At 62.4% G+C, this 15306-nt stretch carries 18 protein-coding genes; 11 read left to right on the forward strand and 7 right to left on the reverse strand.

The window, feature by feature from the left end; genetic code table 11:
- Window positions 1-73: 73 nt before the first annotated feature.
- Window positions 74-739: a GntR family transcriptional regulator gene (locus AC3EMP_RS17360; protein WP_352712370.1), complete on the forward strand. Its 666-nt coding sequence runs from the start codon at window positions 74-76 to the stop codon at window positions 737-739.
- Window positions 740-848: 109 nt separating this feature from the next.
- Entirely contained in the window at window positions 849-1082 is a 234-nt protein-coding gene (locus AC3EMP_RS17365; RefSeq protein ID WP_245259900.1) for a DUF982 domain-containing protein, read from the forward strand.
- Between the two features lie 72 nt (window positions 1083-1154).
- On the opposite strand, the gene AC3EMP_RS17370 is transcribed toward AC3EMP_RS17365, so the two are convergent.
- Window positions 1155-1313 (reverse strand): hypothetical protein, encoded by a 159-nt coding sequence (locus AC3EMP_RS17370; RefSeq protein WP_023673009.1) that lies wholly within the window; start codon window positions 1311-1313, stop codon window positions 1155-1157.
- 177 nt (window positions 1314-1490) lie between these two features.
- Here AC3EMP_RS17370 and AC3EMP_RS17375 point away from each other — a divergent pair, with 177 nt between their 5' ends.
- Window positions 1491-2462 carry a glycosyl transferase family 90 gene (locus AC3EMP_RS17375; protein WP_023753659.1) on the forward strand — a complete coding sequence of 324 codons (972 nt, stop codon included), beginning with the start codon at window positions 1491-1493 and terminating at the stop codon, window positions 2460-2462.
- A gap of 20 nt (window positions 2463-2482) precedes the next feature.
- Here the strand turns inward: AC3EMP_RS17375 and AC3EMP_RS17380 are convergent, their stop codons facing one another.
- The gene (locus AC3EMP_RS17380) at window positions 2483-3526 is read right to left on the reverse strand and encodes an aldo/keto reductase (RefSeq protein ID WP_023700559.1); all 1044 of its coding nucleotides are present in this window, start codon (window positions 3524-3526) and stop codon (window positions 2483-2485) included.
- A 243-nt stretch (window positions 3527-3769) separates the two neighbouring features.
- On the opposite strand from AC3EMP_RS17380, the gene ppk2 reads away from it, so the two are divergent.
- Complete coding sequence (gene ppk2 / locus AC3EMP_RS17385; RefSeq protein WP_023689516.1) at window positions 3770-4690, forward strand: polyphosphate kinase 2; 921 nt, start codon at window positions 3770-3772, stop codon at window positions 4688-4690.
- A 189-nt stretch (window positions 4691-4879) separates the two neighbouring features.
- Here the strand turns inward: ppk2 and AC3EMP_RS17390 are convergent, their stop codons facing one another.
- Both AC3EMP_RS17390 and AC3EMP_RS17395 read right to left on the reverse strand, forming a co-directional pair.
- Window positions 4880-5524, reverse strand: coding sequence for a dihydrofolate reductase family protein (locus AC3EMP_RS17390; protein ID WP_023689515.1), 645 nt, complete (start codon window positions 5522-5524; stop codon window positions 4880-4882).
- A gap of 110 nt (window positions 5525-5634) precedes the next feature.
- A complete protein-coding gene (locus AC3EMP_RS17395) occupies window positions 5635-6330 on the reverse strand; it encodes a winged helix-turn-helix transcriptional regulator (RefSeq protein WP_352712372.1) in 696 nt (231 codons plus the stop codon).
- 176 nt (window positions 6331-6506) lie between these two features.
- Between AC3EMP_RS17395 and AC3EMP_RS17400 the strand changes: the two genes are divergently transcribed.
- On the forward strand, window positions 6507-6833 hold the full coding sequence (locus AC3EMP_RS17400; RefSeq protein WP_023673003.1) for a DUF1330 domain-containing protein: 327 nt from the start codon (window positions 6507-6509) through the stop codon (window positions 6831-6833).
- 140 nt (window positions 6834-6973) lie between these two features.
- Window positions 6974-7738, forward strand: coding sequence for an imm11 family protein (locus AC3EMP_RS17405; protein WP_023697454.1), 765 nt, complete (start codon window positions 6974-6976; stop codon window positions 7736-7738).
- Between the two features lie 2 nt (window positions 7739-7740).
- Here AC3EMP_RS17405 and hemB read toward each other — a convergent pair whose 3' ends face one another.
- The 3 genes from hemB to AC3EMP_RS17420 all read right to left on the reverse strand — a co-directional run bounded on the left by hemB (window position 7741) and on the right by AC3EMP_RS17420 (window position 9389).
- Window positions 7741-8796: a porphobilinogen synthase gene (gene hemB / locus AC3EMP_RS17410; RefSeq protein ID WP_023697453.1), complete on the reverse strand. Its 1056-nt coding sequence runs from the start codon at window positions 8794-8796 to the stop codon at window positions 7741-7743.
- An 88-nt stretch (window positions 8797-8884) separates the two neighbouring features.
- Window positions 8885-9178, reverse strand: a complete 294-nt coding sequence (locus AC3EMP_RS17415; RefSeq protein ID WP_245260449.1) for a hypothetical protein — start codon at window positions 9176-9178, stop codon at window positions 8885-8887.
- A complete protein-coding gene (locus tag AC3EMP_RS17420) occupies window positions 9138-9389 on the reverse strand; it encodes a pyridoxamine 5'-phosphate oxidase family protein (protein WP_352712374.1) in 252 nt (83 codons plus the stop codon). Before AC3EMP_RS17420 ends, AC3EMP_RS17415 begins: the two co-directional genes overlap by 41 nt.
- Window positions 9390-9569: 180 nt before the next feature.
- Between AC3EMP_RS17420 and AC3EMP_RS17425 the strand changes: the two genes are divergently transcribed.
- From AC3EMP_RS17425 to AC3EMP_RS17445, 5 genes are all read left to right on the forward strand, one after another.
- Complete coding sequence (locus AC3EMP_RS17425) at window positions 9570-10607, forward strand: enoyl-CoA hydratase/isomerase family protein (RefSeq protein ID WP_023697452.1); 1038 nt, start codon at window positions 9570-9572, stop codon at window positions 10605-10607.
- Window positions 10604-11026: a DUF6163 family protein gene (locus tag AC3EMP_RS17430; RefSeq protein ID WP_023736468.1), complete on the forward strand. Its 423-nt coding sequence runs from the start codon at window positions 10604-10606 to the stop codon at window positions 11024-11026. The genes AC3EMP_RS17425 and AC3EMP_RS17430 overlap by 4 nt, the downstream gene beginning before the upstream one ends.
- A gap of 203 nt (window positions 11027-11229) precedes the next feature.
- Window positions 11230-11745, forward strand: a complete 516-nt coding sequence (ldtR, locus tag AC3EMP_RS17435; protein WP_023672997.1) for a transcriptional regulator LdtR — start codon at window positions 11230-11232, stop codon at window positions 11743-11745.
- Window positions 11746-12122: 377 nt separating this feature from the next.
- A complete protein-coding gene (locus tag AC3EMP_RS17440; RefSeq protein WP_023711542.1) occupies window positions 12123-13376 on the forward strand; it encodes a L,D-transpeptidase family protein in 1254 nt (417 codons plus the stop codon).
- Between the two features lie 183 nt (window positions 13377-13559).
- A complete protein-coding gene (locus tag AC3EMP_RS17445; RefSeq protein ID WP_352712376.1) occupies window positions 13560-15206 on the forward strand; it encodes a Na+/H+ antiporter in 1647 nt (548 codons plus the stop codon).
- The last annotated feature ends 100 nt before the right edge of the window (window positions 15207-15306 follow it).

Genomic DNA, 15306 nt, shown 5'->3' on the forward strand with positions numbered 1-15306 from the left:
CTGTCAATCAGGCGCTCTCAATGTGATCGGCAAGACCAATGGGCAAGGCTGATCGCCAGCAATGGAAGCAACTATGTCGCAGATGCAGATCGTCGAAAAAGCGCTTCGCGAGATGATCCTTGGCCTCGAGGTCGGTCCTGGCGAGCGGCTGACGGAGCGCTGGATCGAGAGCCGCTTCGGCGCCTCGCGTACGCCGGTCAGGGCAGCCCTGCTGCGGCTGGAGACGGAAGGGCTTATCTGCCGCGACGGGCGCGGCTGGACCGTGTCGCCGATCAACCTTGCCGAACTGGAACAGATCGCTGTGTACCGCGAAGCGGTCGAGGTCGCGGCGGTCAGGCTGACTTCGGCGCTGGCCGACAGGAGCGCAGCCGATGTCATCGAGGCGATGCTGGGCTCCTGCGACACTGCCACGCCGCGCGAGGAATGGCACCGCGTCGGCATGGATTTCCATATCGAACTGGCGCGGCTCTCCGGCAACGAGTTCCTGTTTCGGGCCGTGCGCGACGCCATGACGCGGCTGTCGCGGGCGCGCTGGCTGGAGGTGCGCGACGAGGCGGCCCTTGGCCGCGCCTGGAGCGAGCATCACGCCATTCTGGCGGCGGTGCGGGCCGGCGATGCCGATGCGGCGGCGGCGCGACTTTCGGCCCATATCGCCGGCAGCCGCGACCGCCTGGTGACGTCGTTGCACAATGACCGGCGCGGCCTGCGCGCCAGGGGTTTTGCCGTCGTCGCCGCTTGATACTGGTCACGAAAACGAAAGAACGCCGTCGCGATCCGCTTTCGGCCTCGCTTCGCGGACGCCGATGGCGTAAGAGGCGGCCATGGAAAACAACCGATTTGAAACACCCGTGACCGTTAAGTCGGGCACGGAGGGAAGCACTCAGCTCTTGCGTACGGTGCGCGAGGCTTCCGATTACCTGCTCAACAGCTGGCCCGGCAAGCGCAGCCCCAAGCACCGCGAAGCGCTGCAGGCCTGCCATGACGCGCTGGCCGGCGACAAGCCGGCGATGATTGCAAGACGCGCCTTCATCGCCGCCGCGCGCGAGGTCAACGTCTTCGTCAGCGACAAGGCCCCGGCCTGATCACATCGGCCTGATCAGACCGGCATTTTGCCAGGATCCGGCCCGTTTCGCGGGCCGGTGATCCTGTCTTGCCTATTTTTCTGTCTCGGTGTCGGTTTTCGAACTTGCCTCGTTCTCAGGCTCGGCGCGCTCCTTGGCCGCGACCTTGGCGGCGAGCTTCTCCGCCTTCTTGGCGGCCTTCTGCCGGTCGCGCTCTTTGCGTTCCTGACCGTAATTCGGTGGTCGAGCCATATCGTTTCCTTTCGCTGTGCCTGATCCTGCCTAGAAGCATTGGCCGGCAAACACAACAGCGCCGCGAGGCAGATGCCAGCGGTTCTGGACTTGCGTGATGGCGAACACAATGGTTTAGAAAAGGCTGCGGGACAGTTGCTGGAGCCGCCGCCGACCGATTTCGAATCAAAACGACCGATGGCCACGCTTCAAAGAAACGCACAGAAGCTGATCTACTATGCGCGCAACGCCATGCGCGACATCGCGCCGCCGGTTCTTTTCCGGCGCCGGCTCGGCCGGCTGCTCGATCAGGCCAGGCTTTCCGACGCATCGGTCCGCCAGCGGCTCAATTACTACAACACGCTGCGGGAGCCTTTTAGCCCCAGCCCCGAGGCCGTGCCGGTCAGCCGACTGCCGTCGGACCGCAGCATGTACTATTACGATCTGAAGGAGTTCACCCGTTATTTCGACCCAGATCTGCGCATCGACCTGGAATTCGGCGACGTCATCGAAGTGCCGAAGATGCCGTCGATCGTCAAGGATCGGCCGATAGCGGGCGACAACGGCAACGGCGTCCTGTTCAAGCTGAACAAGTTCCGTCATTTCTACATGCCGGCCGACGATGTCGCCTTCGCCGACAAGCATCCGCTCGTCGTTTGGCGCGGCGAACTCAACAATCCGATCCGCACCTTGTTGCTGGATGCAGCCCGCAATCTGCCGTTCTGCGATGTCGGCACGCCGAGGGCGACAGCACCTGCGGAATACCGCAAGCCCTATCTCAGCATCGATCAGCAGCGCCGCTACCGCTACATCATCTCGCTCGAAGGCAATGATGTCGCGACCAATCTGAAATGGATCATGAGCTCGAACTCGCTCTGCCTGATGCCGCTGCCGACTTACGAGACCTGGTTCGCCGAGGGGCAGCTCGAGCCCGATGTCCATTATGTGCCGCTGGCGCCCGACTTCAGCGATCTGGCCGAGCGGGTGCATCATCTCGAGCAGCATCCGGCCGAGGCCCAGCGCATCGTTGCGGCGGCCAACGCCTATTGCCGCAAATTCGCCGACGAGCGGGCCGAGCAGGCGATCTGCCTGCTCGTGCTCTACAAATATTTCGTGCTCAGCGGCCAGATCGAGCCCGATCCGCAGGTCTGGCGGTTTATCGCGGGCTAGCGGCTTCCGGCGCCCTTAAGTCAGATGACGCTGCGGTCCATAACCAGATCGGCCGGGCCGAAGCGGTCCTTCGCCGTAAACTGCTGGTGCCAGTAGGGATAGAGCACCGGCGGCCGGCTGACGGCATCGAGACGCTGGCGTTCATCAAAGGACAGCGTCAGGCTTGCCGCGGCGAGATTGTCTTTCAACTGGGCCTCGTTGCGTGCGCCGATCACCAGCGAACTGACGGCCGGCCGGCCAAGCAACCAAGCCAGCGCCACCTGGGCCGCCGAGACGCCGCGAGTGGCGCCGATGTCGACCAGCACGTCGACGATCCGCCACAGCCGGCCCTCGTCGCGGATCGGCGGTTCCGACCAGCCGCCGATCTGGCGCGCCGTCGGACTGTCGCGGCGGTATTTGCCCGACAGCAGGCCGCCGGCGAGCGGGCTCCACACCAGCACGCCAAGGCCCTGGTCGACCGAGATCGGCAAGAGCTCATACTCGGCCTCGCGTGCTTCCAGCGTGTAGTGGATCTGCTGGGTGACGAAACGCGGCTGGTGCTGGCTGTCGCTGATGCCGAGCGCCTTCATGACCTGCCAGCCGGAATAGTTGGAGCAGCCGACATAGCGGATTTTGCCCTGGGCAACCAGCGTGTCGAGCGCGGAGATGGTTTCCTCGAGCGGTGTCGCGCCGTCCCATTCGTGCAGGAAATAGATGTCGATGACATCGGTCCTGAGGCGCTTCAGGCTCTTCTCGCATTCGCGGATCAGATGATGGCGCGACAGGCCTTCGTCATTGGGGCCCTTGCCGATCCGCATGCGCGCCTTGGAGGCGATCAGCACGTCGTTCTTGCGCTTGCCGCCGAGCGCCTCGCCGATGATCTCTTCCGACAGACCGTTGGAATAGACATTGGCGGTGTCGATGAGATTGATGCCGGCATCGATGCAAGTGTCGATGATGCGCGAGGCCTCCGCGAGATCGGAATTGCCGACGGCAGCGAACGGCCCGCTGCCGCCGAAGGTCATGGTTCCCAAGGTCAGCGCCGAAACTTTCAAGCCGGAACGGCCAAGCGTGCGGTATTCCATGTCAGATCCTCGTAGTTTTGGTGGGGAGGTGGTTTTAGCAGGAAAGGGCGGGGAAGCCCGAACGGGTCCGCCATTTGTAGGACAATTTGAGCGGCTTGTCGCCATCCCAGGGCGATGGATCGGCAATGCTCGCTGGTTTGCAGTGATGACCGGCTGGCCGGCGGCTTGCAATAAAACCGTCATTGCCGGCCTATATCAAGTCGGCTCAGGGTTTCATGTCAGCCGGCAAGCGGAGCAGTGGAAATGAATGAGCTAAAGCAGAATTCTGCGGCCAGGGATTGGCTGGAAGCCGAACTCGCCGACACGCTCGATGAGGACTATGAGCTGGAAATCTCGGAGCCGGCGCTGTCGCTGGAGATCGCCAAGATCTACAAGAACGCGCATCCGCCGTCGATCGATCGCATGCAGTATTTCCGCGACCTGATCGGCTTGCAGTCGGAACTGATCAAGCTGCAGTCCTGGGTTGCCTACCACAAGAAGAAGCTGGTGGTGGTTTTCGAGGGCCGTGATTCCGCCGGCAAGGGCGGCGTCATCAAGCGCATCACCCAGCGCCTCAACCCGCGCATCTGCCGCGTCGTGGCGCTGCCGGCGCCGACCGAGCGCGAAAAGTCACAATGGTATTTCCAGCGCTACGTGCCGCATCTGCCGGCCGGCGGCGAGATCGTGCTGTTCGACCGCTCCTGGTACAACCGCTCCGGCGTCGAGCGGGTGATGGGCTTTGCCGAACCCGATCAGGTCGAAGAGTTCTTCCGCGATGTGCCGGAGTTCGAACGCATGCTGGTCCGCTCCGGCGTCACGCTGGTCAAATACTGGTTCTCGATCACCGACGAGGAACAGCAGATGCGCTTCATGATGCGCATCCACGATCCGATGAAGCAGTGGAAGCTGTCGCCGATGGACCTGCAGTCGCGCGTGCGCTGGGAGCAGTACACCAAGGCCAAGGAAGAGACGTTTGCCCGCACCAACATCCCAGAGGCACCGTGGTACATCGTCGAAGGCAACGACAAGAAGCGGGCGCGGCTGAACTGCATCGACCATCTCCTCAAACAGCTGCCCTATGAGGACGTGCCGCACGAAGAAATCACGCTGCCCGAGCGGGTGTTCAACCCGGAGTACGAGCGCCAGGTCCTGCCGCGCGAGCTTTACGTGCCGGAGAAGTATTGAGCACTTTTCCTTCTCCCCGTTTCACGGGGAGAAGGTGCCTGAAGGGCGGATGAGGGGCAGCGCCGGCATCGACGAATTCACAGCCGTCGGACGCTGCTAACCTCCAAAAGCAGCGCTGCCCCTCATTGCCTGCCGGGCATTTCTCCCCGCAAAACGGGGAGAAAGAAGCCTGCGCCTGTTACTTCGCCACTATACCCGCTTGATCGTCACATGCGTGGCGAGCGCCGTGGCCACCTGCTCGGTGCACTGGTAACCCAGCTTCAGCATATCCAGCCCGGCAAACAGGCTCTCGCCCCTCCCGAGCAACACTGGCGACACAGCCAGATGCAACTCGTCGATGAGCTTCTCCTTGAGATATTGCCGGATAGTGGAAACGCCGCCGCCGACGCGGACATCCTTGCCGCCGGCCGCAGCCTTTGCTTGTTCGAGCGCGGCGTGGATGCCGCCGGTAACGAAGCGGAAAATGGTGCCGCCTTCCATCACAATGGGGTCGCGCTTGTGATGGGTCAGCACGAAGGTCGGCACGTGATAGGGCGGGTTGTTGCCCCACCAGCCCTTCCAGTTCTCATCCGGCCATTCGCCGCGGATCGGGCCGAACATGTTGCGGCCGAGGATCCAGGCGCCGACATTGTCGAAGCTGCGGACGGTGAACCGGTCGTCCACATCGGTGCTGCCGCCATCCTTGCCGACCATCTCGTGGAAGGTGCGGGTGCCGGTCATCCATTTGTGCAGATCTTCGCCACCAACGCCGAGCGGATTTTGCAGGTCCTGGTCAGGACCGGCGCCGAAACCGTCGAGCGACAAGGTGAAGGCATTGACGCGCAGTTTGGACATGGAAGACTCCCTTTGGTGACCAGTTGTGATTTGCAATCAGTATTCAAACTGATTGCATTTTGCAACTAGTATTTTTAGAGGCAAACCGATCTGTGGAATGCGCAGGGACCTCAAGCCGCCACGCGCTTCGGCATCACCGCAAACGGGCTGAGCCCAAGCCAGATCTGCATCTTGCCGGCGACGTCGAGATCGCCGGTCAGGCTGATCTTGTCGCGTTCCTTGTGAACTGTCGTCAGCCCCATCCAGATCGAGGTCATGGTGCACAGATCGGTCGAGACGTAGAGATCGACGTCGAAGCCCGGATCGTACCAGCAAAGATCGACCTCGCCCTGCTTTTCGACGATCAGCCACCACGATCGTTTTGACGCCGGCAGGTCATGGTACAGGAATTGTATCACGGTGCGCCCGTCCGGCAGCGGACTGGGGTTCAGATTGCGCCGCATGTCCCACATCAGCAGCGACGGATCGAGGTTTTTGAGCGACAGCCTGGCCTCGACCCATTTCTGGCCCCAAAACCCCATCGCCTCGACAACCGAGCGCAAATCCCGGCCCGCCTCGGTCAGCCGGTATTCGAACACGCCCTTCTCGGTCGCGATCTCGGTCCGCTCGACGATGCCGCCGGCCTCGAGGTCCTTGAGCCGTTGCGACAGAAGGGTTGGCGACATTTTCGGCACGCCGCGGCGCAAATCGTTGAAGCGGGTCGATCCCGCCACCAGTTCGCGCAGCAGCACCATGGTCCAGCGTGTGCAGAGCAGCTCGGCGGCCATGGAGAGCGGGCAGAATTGCTTGTAACCGGCTTGTGTCATGTGGTGAGCTCCAAAAGATGTTGCCGGACCTTATTCAGAAAACCTGAGTTCAGCCAGTACAGAAGCTGTACTGGCACCCCCGGTACAGTTCTGTGACTGGAGCGGTCCGGCGCCGCCATGCGAGGCAGCGGTCACGTCACCGGGCAGTCCGGTGCCGATCCATGAGGAGTTGGACAATGACCGCTTACGTGATCGCAGACATCAAGGTGAAGGACGACAAATGGGTGCCGGCCTATGCCGCTTCGGTGCATGACCTCGTCCACAAGCATGGCGGCAAGTATCTCGCCCGCAGCGGCAATGTGAAGACGCTGGAGGGCAAGCCGCTCGACACCAGCCTGATCGCCATCATGGCGTTTCCGTCGGCAAAGGCAGCCGAAGCCTTCACCAACGATCCGCAATACGCTCCGTTTGTGGCGGAGCGCCGGAAGGGCAGCGACAGCCGCTTCCAACTGATCGACGATACCGATCTCGCTGGAACGATCCCTTATTTGCCGAAGGCGTGAGGAAAAGCCGGAACCCGGTGTATCAGGGTTCCGGCTAACCCTTCAGCATTTGCGCCACTTCGGGCGCGAAGCAGGTGGACGGGTACTCTCACGCGATTTAGTCTTGAACTCGAAAGTCGGTAAACTGAGCAGGCGCGCACGTGACCATTATTTCACTCATTGCAAAACTGTTTGCCAACCGGAACCGCCCGCAGAATAGGCCAGCTCAAGTCCCAGAGCGGGTTTTCCGCAAAGAGGCGAAATTCAAGAAACATGGAAAATTCTTCCAGATCGGACCGACATATCGCGGCGGGTCCCATTGTCTTCAGCTGGAAAACGCCCAAGCTTTGGTGCCGCCACCCCGCATACTGCTCGGGCCGACGGAGTTTGGGGGATACGGCTTTCCTGAGTACCCGGAGACGCCCAGGCTACGGCCTGAAGCGACAGCCTATTGCAGGCCACCAAAAGACTTAGAAGATTTTCATTGTTACTGGCTTGTATCCGAGCGCCTGAAGGACGTTCTGCAGTCAGTCGACCCCGATGGGGTCGTGTTTAACGACTGCGACGTATTCTATTTGAGCGGAAAGCCGATCGAACCAAAGCACTACCTTTGCGACATCGTTCGCAAGATTGATGCCGTGGATCTCGAATCGTCGAAGTTTAGGCTTTTGATCGGCGAGAATGGAGGCGTCCACTACGACCGCGCCGGAGGCGCCTGCTTCTATTTCAAGGAGGAGATTGTTGGCGATGCGCATATCTTCAAACAGAAGAACATGGGCATTGTCATTTGCACCCCCAAATTGAGAGAAGCCTGTGTTGAAGCAGGCATCAAGAAGCCCGACTTGTTCCAAGACATGTCGGTTTGCGGGCGTGGTCGGCTGGACTTCGAAACAAGAAATGTCAAAGAGAGTTATGTGCTGGAGTGAATTTATCCCTTCAGCATTTGCGCCACTTCCGGCGCGAAGTAAGTCAGGATGCCGTCGCAGCCGGCGCGCTTGAAGGCGAGCAGGCTCTCCAGCATTGCCTTTTCGCCGTCGATCCAGCCATTGGCGGCCGCCGCCTTGATCATCGAATATTCGCCTGACACCTGGTAGGCGAAGGTCGGCATCTGGAACTCGTCCTTCAGCCGGCGGATGATGTCGAGATAGGGCAGGCCGGGCTTGACCATCAGCATGTCGGCGCCCTCGGCGATATCCTGCTCGGCCTCGCGCACCGCTTCGTCGGAATTGGCGTGGTCGAGATAGTAGGTCTTCTTGTCGCCCTTGAGCAGGCCGGCGGTGCCGACCGCCTCGCGGTAGGGGCCGTAGAAGGCGGAGGCGAATTTCGTCGCATAGGACATGATCGCCACATCCTGAAAACCATTGGCGTCGAGTGCGTCGCGGATGGCGCCGATGCGGCCGTCCATCATGTCGGACGGCGCGATGATGTCGGCGCCGGCCGCTGCCTGGATGACGGCCGCGGCGGTCACCTGTTCCACTGTCTCGTCATTGACGATGATGCCGTCGCGCAAGATGCCGTCATGGCCGTGCGAGGTGAACGGGTCGAGCGCCGCATCGGTGATGATGCCGATCTCCGGCACCGCGTCCTTGATGGCGCGGGTGGCGCGGTTGATGATGTTTTCCGGGTCGAGGATGTGCGATCCCGTCTGGTCGCGCAGGCTGAGTTCAACATTGGGGAAGGTGGCGATCGCCGGAATGCCGAGCTTAGCGGCCCGCTCGGCCTCCTTGACGGCGAGGTCCAGCGACAGGCGGAAGACGCCGGGCATGGCGGCGATCGGCTCGCGCGTGTTCTTGCCGTCGATCACGAAGATCGGCCAGATCAGATCGTCCACGGTAAGCCGGTTTTCCTGCACCAGGCGGCGCGACCAGTCGGCCTTGCGCATGCGCCGCAAGCGGCGGCTGCCGGTGATCTCGTCGACGCTGCGCGCACCGGCGGGCTTTGCCGGTGCGAATTTGTTGCTCGTCGCGGGGGTGAATTTGTTCATCGCAAAAACTCCGGGTCGAGGCGGCTTTTACCACGAGGCCTTGCCTCTGACCAATGCGACACGATTGTGCCAGTCGATAACGCGCTGCTTACGGCTTCGGCGGCCACGCCAGCTCGGGGCCGGTTTTGAAGAACGACACATTGTTGGTGAAGATGCTCTCCGGGGCGAGCCGGATCAGGCGCCCGTCCGGATGGTCGATGTCGGCCACATTGTCGATGAACCAGCGGTTCCAGGTCGCCTCCGGGCCGAGATATTTGTGCAGCAGCCGTTTGAAGCGGTTCGGCGCCATCGCTTCGATGGTGGCGACGCCGCGCAGGCCGAGATGCAGCAGGATGCCGGCCTCATTGTCGAAATGGACGATCTCCACGGCGCAGCGGGTCACGTTCGAGGTGTTTGACAGCACTTGCCCCGGTCGAGCCGAGCAGCCAGATCGCAGCGTCCTCCCAGATGAACCACATCGGCGCGTTGCGCGGCGCGCCGTCAGGCGTCACGGTCGCCAGATTGGCCATCAGCGGGCGGCTGAGAACATCATCCGGGTCGAACCTTTTCGGCATCTCCCAGCCATGGCTCGGCGCTGCGGTTTCAAGCGTCATGCGTTTGTCCCTGCATCAGAAGAAAGGCTGTTTTGCCCGGCAATTTTGCGCGCATTTCTGTCGGGGGCAAAGCACGGTCGCGTTCCCTTGCGAAAATCCAAACCGCGCCCGCCGGTTGACGCACCCATGCGCCACCTTTAGCACTTCAGTCCCGCAGGCGCGGGGAGGGATTCTCTGACGATGGTTTTTGGCGGCGGCGACGAGATCCGCTTCGAACGGTTGGGCAAGGCGGGCGTCGTCACGCTGACGCGGCCGCAGGCGCTCAATGCGCTGACACATCGCATGATCAAGGCGCTGGACAAGGCGCTCGACGCTTTTGAGCGCGATACCGGCGTCGATGTCGTCATCGTCAAGGCCGAGGGCAGGGCGTTTTGCGCCGGCGGCGACATCATGCACGTCTACGAGGCCCGCGCCGGAAAGCCGCCGGTCGAGTTCTTCGCCGACGAATACCGGCTCAACGCCCGCATCAACAGTTACAAAAAGCCCTATGTCGCGCTGATCGACGGGATCGTTATGGGCGGCGGCGTCGGCATCTCTTTCCACGGTTCGCAGCGTGTGCTGACCGAGAACGCCCAGTTCGCCATGCCCGAAGTCGGCATCGGTTTCTTCCCCGATGTCGGCGGCAGCCATCTTCTGCCCGACCTTGGCGGCAGCTTCGGCATGTATCTGGCGCTGACCGGCAACCGCATTCGCTATGGCGATGCGCTGTGGTCTGGCCTGGCCACCCACACCATCAAGGCCGCCGACCAGGCTGCCTTTCTCGATCGGCTCTGCGCCAATGGCGATCCGGAATCGGTGCTGCGCGGCTTTTTCGTGCCGGCCAGGCGGGAGACCGGCCAGCCGGTGCTGGAAGCCATTGCCCGGCATTTTTCCCAACCCTCGCTCGCCGAAATCCTCGAGAGCCTGGAGCGGGCGGCAGGCGCCGACGAGTTTGCCGCCAAGACGCTGGCCACCATCCGCACCCGCTCGCCGACCAGCCTCAATGTCGCGTGGCGCCAGATCAGCGCCGGGCTGACGCTGTCGATGGAAGCCTGCATGAAGATGGAGTTCCGCATCCTCAACCGCATGCTGGCCGGGCACGACTTCTATGAAGGCATCCGCGCCGTCCTCGTCGACAAGGGTTCGACGCCGCAGTGGCGGCCGGCAAGCCTGGCCGAGGTCGACGCTGCTTCGGTGGACGCCTATTTCGCGCCGCTCGAACGGGAGCTCGAACTGTGAGCGAGGTCACGTCGCGGCGCATCGTGCTGCAGCCCTCGGGTGTCGAGATCATCTTCGCCTGGTTCCAGCGCGTCATAGCGGGCTATTGCCTGCTGTTCGGCATCCTGTACTGGATCCGGCTGATCGGCTTTTATCCCGGCCCGCTGTGGCGCTTCGACCTGATGCCGGTGCACTGGCAGGTCGTGGCGGTGATGCTGGCCGTGTTCTTCCCCTTCGCCGCCGCCGGCCTCTGGATGCTGGCGTCGTGGGGCCCGGTGATCTGGTTCATCTGCGCGGTGACCGAGACCATCATGTATGCCGGCTTCCCCGATCTGTACGGCCACCGGCCGCTGATCGTCTTCTCGCATGCCGCGGTGGCGCTGCTCTACATCGCCTTCCGCGCCGTTATCTGGATGCGCAAGCGCCCCGCGCGCGCCTGAAACGCCGCCCCGCAGCCATTGGGTAAATCTTTAGGTTAATTATCCTTGCTCGGGTGACCGTTCGTTAAGCGTCTTGCGAAACCTATTACCGGTAAGCTCTTGTTAGCCCTAGCGTTTAAGTCGAATTTTATGAGTATTCGATAGTGTCGCAATCAAGGTGAAAAACAAAAAATCACCAGGGCGACAAACGAGAGGCAAAGACAATGATCAATTCGCGTCCGGCGGCGAAGACCGCCAACGTATCCGACGATCGCCGCGAGGCTATCCGTTCGCTTTACATGGAATCGCTGCAGCTGGTGGAGCGTCTGCATCGCCGTCTGCTTGACGTGATCAAGGACGAGTTCGACCGCAACGGCCGTTCCGACATCAATGCCATCCAGGCGCTGCTTCTGTTCAATATCGGCAATTCCGAACTGACCGCCGGCGAGCTGCGCTCGCGTGGCTACTATCTCGGCTCGAACGTCTCCTACAATCTGAAGAAGCTGGTCGATCTCGGCTTCATCAACCACCAGCGCTCGCGCATCGACCGCCGTTCGGTCCGCGTTTCGCTGACGCCGAAGGGCAATGAAGTGGCGGAAGTCGTCGCCGGTCTCTATGAGCGCCATGTCGGCTCGATCGAACAGGTCGGCGGCATCAACAGCGAAGAGTTCAAGCAGATGAACCGCGCGCTGCAGCGCCTCGACCGCTTCTGGAACGACACGATTGCCTACAGGATGTAATCAGCGGGCCTGAATAGCAGCTGCGCCGGAAGAAGCGCGGCCGGAGGCAAGTCTCAGCCAACAGGCCGGTGCCGAAAAGCACCGGCCTTTTCTTTTTCGAGCCGCCTGCGCTTCCAATTCGGCGCAAAGCCACGTTGCCGCCATATTCGCGGTGGAAGCGAGGGGTGTGGGTATGCGGCGGCGAAAGCTGTTCGCGCGCCTGTAAGGTCGCATCGCCGTCCGCTTTTGACGGCCAGGTGACGCAGGTCATGGTTGGCTAATTGTTAACAGTGCCAACTTTAAAGTGCGGGCGATATCGCCCAACATCGAGCACGTAGCCGAACGCTGCAACAGCCAAACGCTACAAGCCAAACACGACAAGAATGTCTGGAACGTCCATGAGAACCAGCCGCCGCTTTTTCCTTTCTGGAGCCTCCGCGCTCGCCGTCGCCATGGTTGCCAATGCCGCCAGCGCGCAGGATGTCATCGACGATATCCTGAAATCTTCGGCCCGCGGCAATTGGGACGACCAGTTCGACGCCCGCGCCTCGGAAGGCGGCAAGGTCGCCTCGACGCTGCCGATCTTCAGCCTGCAGACGGTCGCCTTCACCGAACAGGCGGTGGCGCAGTATCAGAACATCGTCGCCCAGGGCGGCTGGGGCGAGGTGCCGGCGACCAAGAAGCTGCAGCTTGGCGTCGACGATCCGGACGTGGTGCCGCTGCGCAAGCGGCTGATGATTTCGGGCGACCTGGCGCAGAGCGCCGGCATTTCGACGTCGTTCGATTCCTACGTCGACGCCGCGGTCAAGCGCTTCCAGGCGCGCCATGGCCTGCCGGCCGACGGCGCCATGGGCAAATACACTTATGCGGCGATGAACGTTTCGGCGCAGATCCGCCTCGGTCAGCTGCAGACCAACCTGGAGCGCCTGCGCGAAAAGGCCGGCACGCTGGGCAGCCGTTATGTGCTGGTCGATATCCCGGCGGCACAGATCGAGGCGGTCGAGAACGATCGCGTCGTGCTGCGCCACACCGCAATCGTCGGCAAGATCGACCGCCAGACCCCGGTGGTCAATTCCAAGATCAACGAGATCATCGTCAATCCTTACTGGAACGCGCCGGTCTCGATCGTGCGCAAGGACATCATTCCGCTGATGCGGAAGAACCCCGACTATCTCAAGGACAGCCACATCCGGCTGTTTGCGCCTGATGGCAGCGAAGTCGATCCGATGACTGTCGACTGGTCGACGGATGATGCCGCAAAATACCGCTTCCGCCAGGATCCGGGTTCCGGCAACGCCATGGCCTCGGTGAAGATCAACTTCCCCAGCCCCGACGGCGTCTACATGCACGATACGCCGCAGCAAAGCCTGTTCGGCAAGATGATGCGCTTCGATTCCTCGGGCTGCGTGCGTGTCCAGAACGTGCGCGACCTCGTCACATGGGTCCTGCGCGACACACCCGGCTGGGACCGCCAGCATTTCGAGGCGACCATCAAGACCGGCGAGAACACGCCGGTGCAGGTCGTCAACCCGGTTCCGGTCCACTTCCTCTATGTGTCGGCCTGGTCGACGGGTCCGGGCGTCGTGCAGTTCCGCGACGACGTCTACGCGCTCGATGGCGCCAGCGAACTGCAGATCACCTCTTCGCTCTAAGCGGCTGATCTCCTTCAGGAAAGGCCACCGCAAGGTGGCCTTTTCCGTTCGACATCCCAACAGAAGAAGACTGGTGGCCGCCAGCCATGCAGGCCATGAACACTGCCGGACGTTGCGCCGCAGGCCCATCTGGACGGACTAACGGCAATTGCGCATGGTCCTCAAAACAGCCGGAATCGCGCCATGCAGGTCGCAATCTTCATCCTCGCCGTGCTGGTCTTCGTCGCTCTTTCCGGCGCACTGGTGCGGTTGGTTCGGGTGCCGCTGCCGGTGCTGCAGATTGCCATCGGCGCCGCGCTCGCCTGGCCGGTGAAAGGCATCCATGTCGAGATCGACCCCGAACTCTTCCTGCTGGTGTTCATCCCGCCGCTTTTGTTCGGCGATGCCTATGGAGCGCCCAAACGCGAGCTGATCGCGCTGCGCGGACCGATCCTCGATCTGGCCATCGGGCTGGTCTTCTTTACCATTGTCGGCTTCGGTTATGCCTTGCACTGGTTGGTGCCGAGCATCCCGCTGGTCGTCGCCTTCGCGCTCGCTGCCGTGCTGTCCCCGACCGACGCCGTGGCGGTGTCCTCGATCGTCGACAGAAGCCTGGTGCCGGCGCGGCTGATGCATATTCTGGAAGGCGAGGCGCTGCTCAACGACGCCTCGGGCCTGGTCATGTTCCGCTTCGCCGTCGCCGCCGCCGTGACCGGCAGCTTTTCCTTCGCCGATGCATCGCTGAGCTTCTTTTATGCCGTCGCCATCGGCATCCTGGCCGGCATCGCCGCGTTGTTCATCGCCGCCAGGCTCCTGCAGCTTCTGAATCGCATCGGCGGCGTTCCGGCCGAGGCGCAGGTTCTGGTCATGGTCCTGCTGCCCTTCATTGCCTATCTCGTCGCCGAACATCTGCATGCCTCAGGCATTCTGGCGGCGGTCACCGCCGGGCTTTTGACCGGCGGCTCCGGCGTCTTCCGCTTCCTCGGCGTCTCGGCGCGCATGCAGACGATCTCGCTGTGGACGACCTTGTCCTTCGTCTACAATGGCGCGCTGTTCATCGTGCTCGGCATGCAGCTTCCCGAAATCATTCGCCGCGTGCCGCCCGAACTGACCGGCCATTACCCGATCATCCAGCCGGTCGCGACGGTGATAGCGCTGACGCTGTGCCTGATCGCGCTGCGCTTCCTCTGGATCTGGGTCGGCGATATCGCGGCAGGCCTCAAGGCAAAATGGGGAAAGCGCAAGGCCGAGCCGTTTGGCATGCGTGTGCGGCTTGCCGGCTCGGTGGCGGGCGTGCGCGGCGCGATCACGCTGGCCGGCATCCTGTCGCTGCCGGTTGCCATGCCGGACGGCTCGTCTTTTCCGGCGCGCGACCTGGTGATCTTCCTCGCCGCCGGCGTCATCATCTGTTCGCTCGCCATCGCCAGCGTGGCGCTGCCGAAGATAGCGCACGGACTGGTCGAGCCGGGCGAGGATGGCAGCGCCATCGAGGAGCGTCTCGCCCGCATCGGCGCCGCCAAGGCGGCCATCGCCCGCATCGAAAGCATGGCGGGCGCCAGCGACGACGACCAGGGCGAGGTGCCCGGCGCCAGGCTTGCCGCCGCCGAAAACATCGTCGCCGGCTACCGGCGCCGCATCGCCACCTCGGACGAGGCCGACGACGCCCGGGCGGAGGCCCGCGAAGCCGGGCGGCTGGAGCTCGAAATGCGGCTTGCCGGCATCGAGGCCGAGCGCATCGCCGTGCGCGACATGTTAAGCAGCGGCGCGATCAACGACCATACGGCGCGGGCGCTGTTTACCGAGATCACGCTCACCGAAGCCTTGCTGCAGGGGCGGCAGGAGCGAAAATAGCGGTTCAGGGCCGCTCCGGCGCAATCCGGCCAGCAAATTTCGCGCTGCAAACGTGGCGAGGCGAAAACAACTGTGTTAATGGCGCGGCAATGCATGTCGC

The sequence above is a fragment of the Mesorhizobium sp. P160219 genome, from assembly GCF_057786095.1.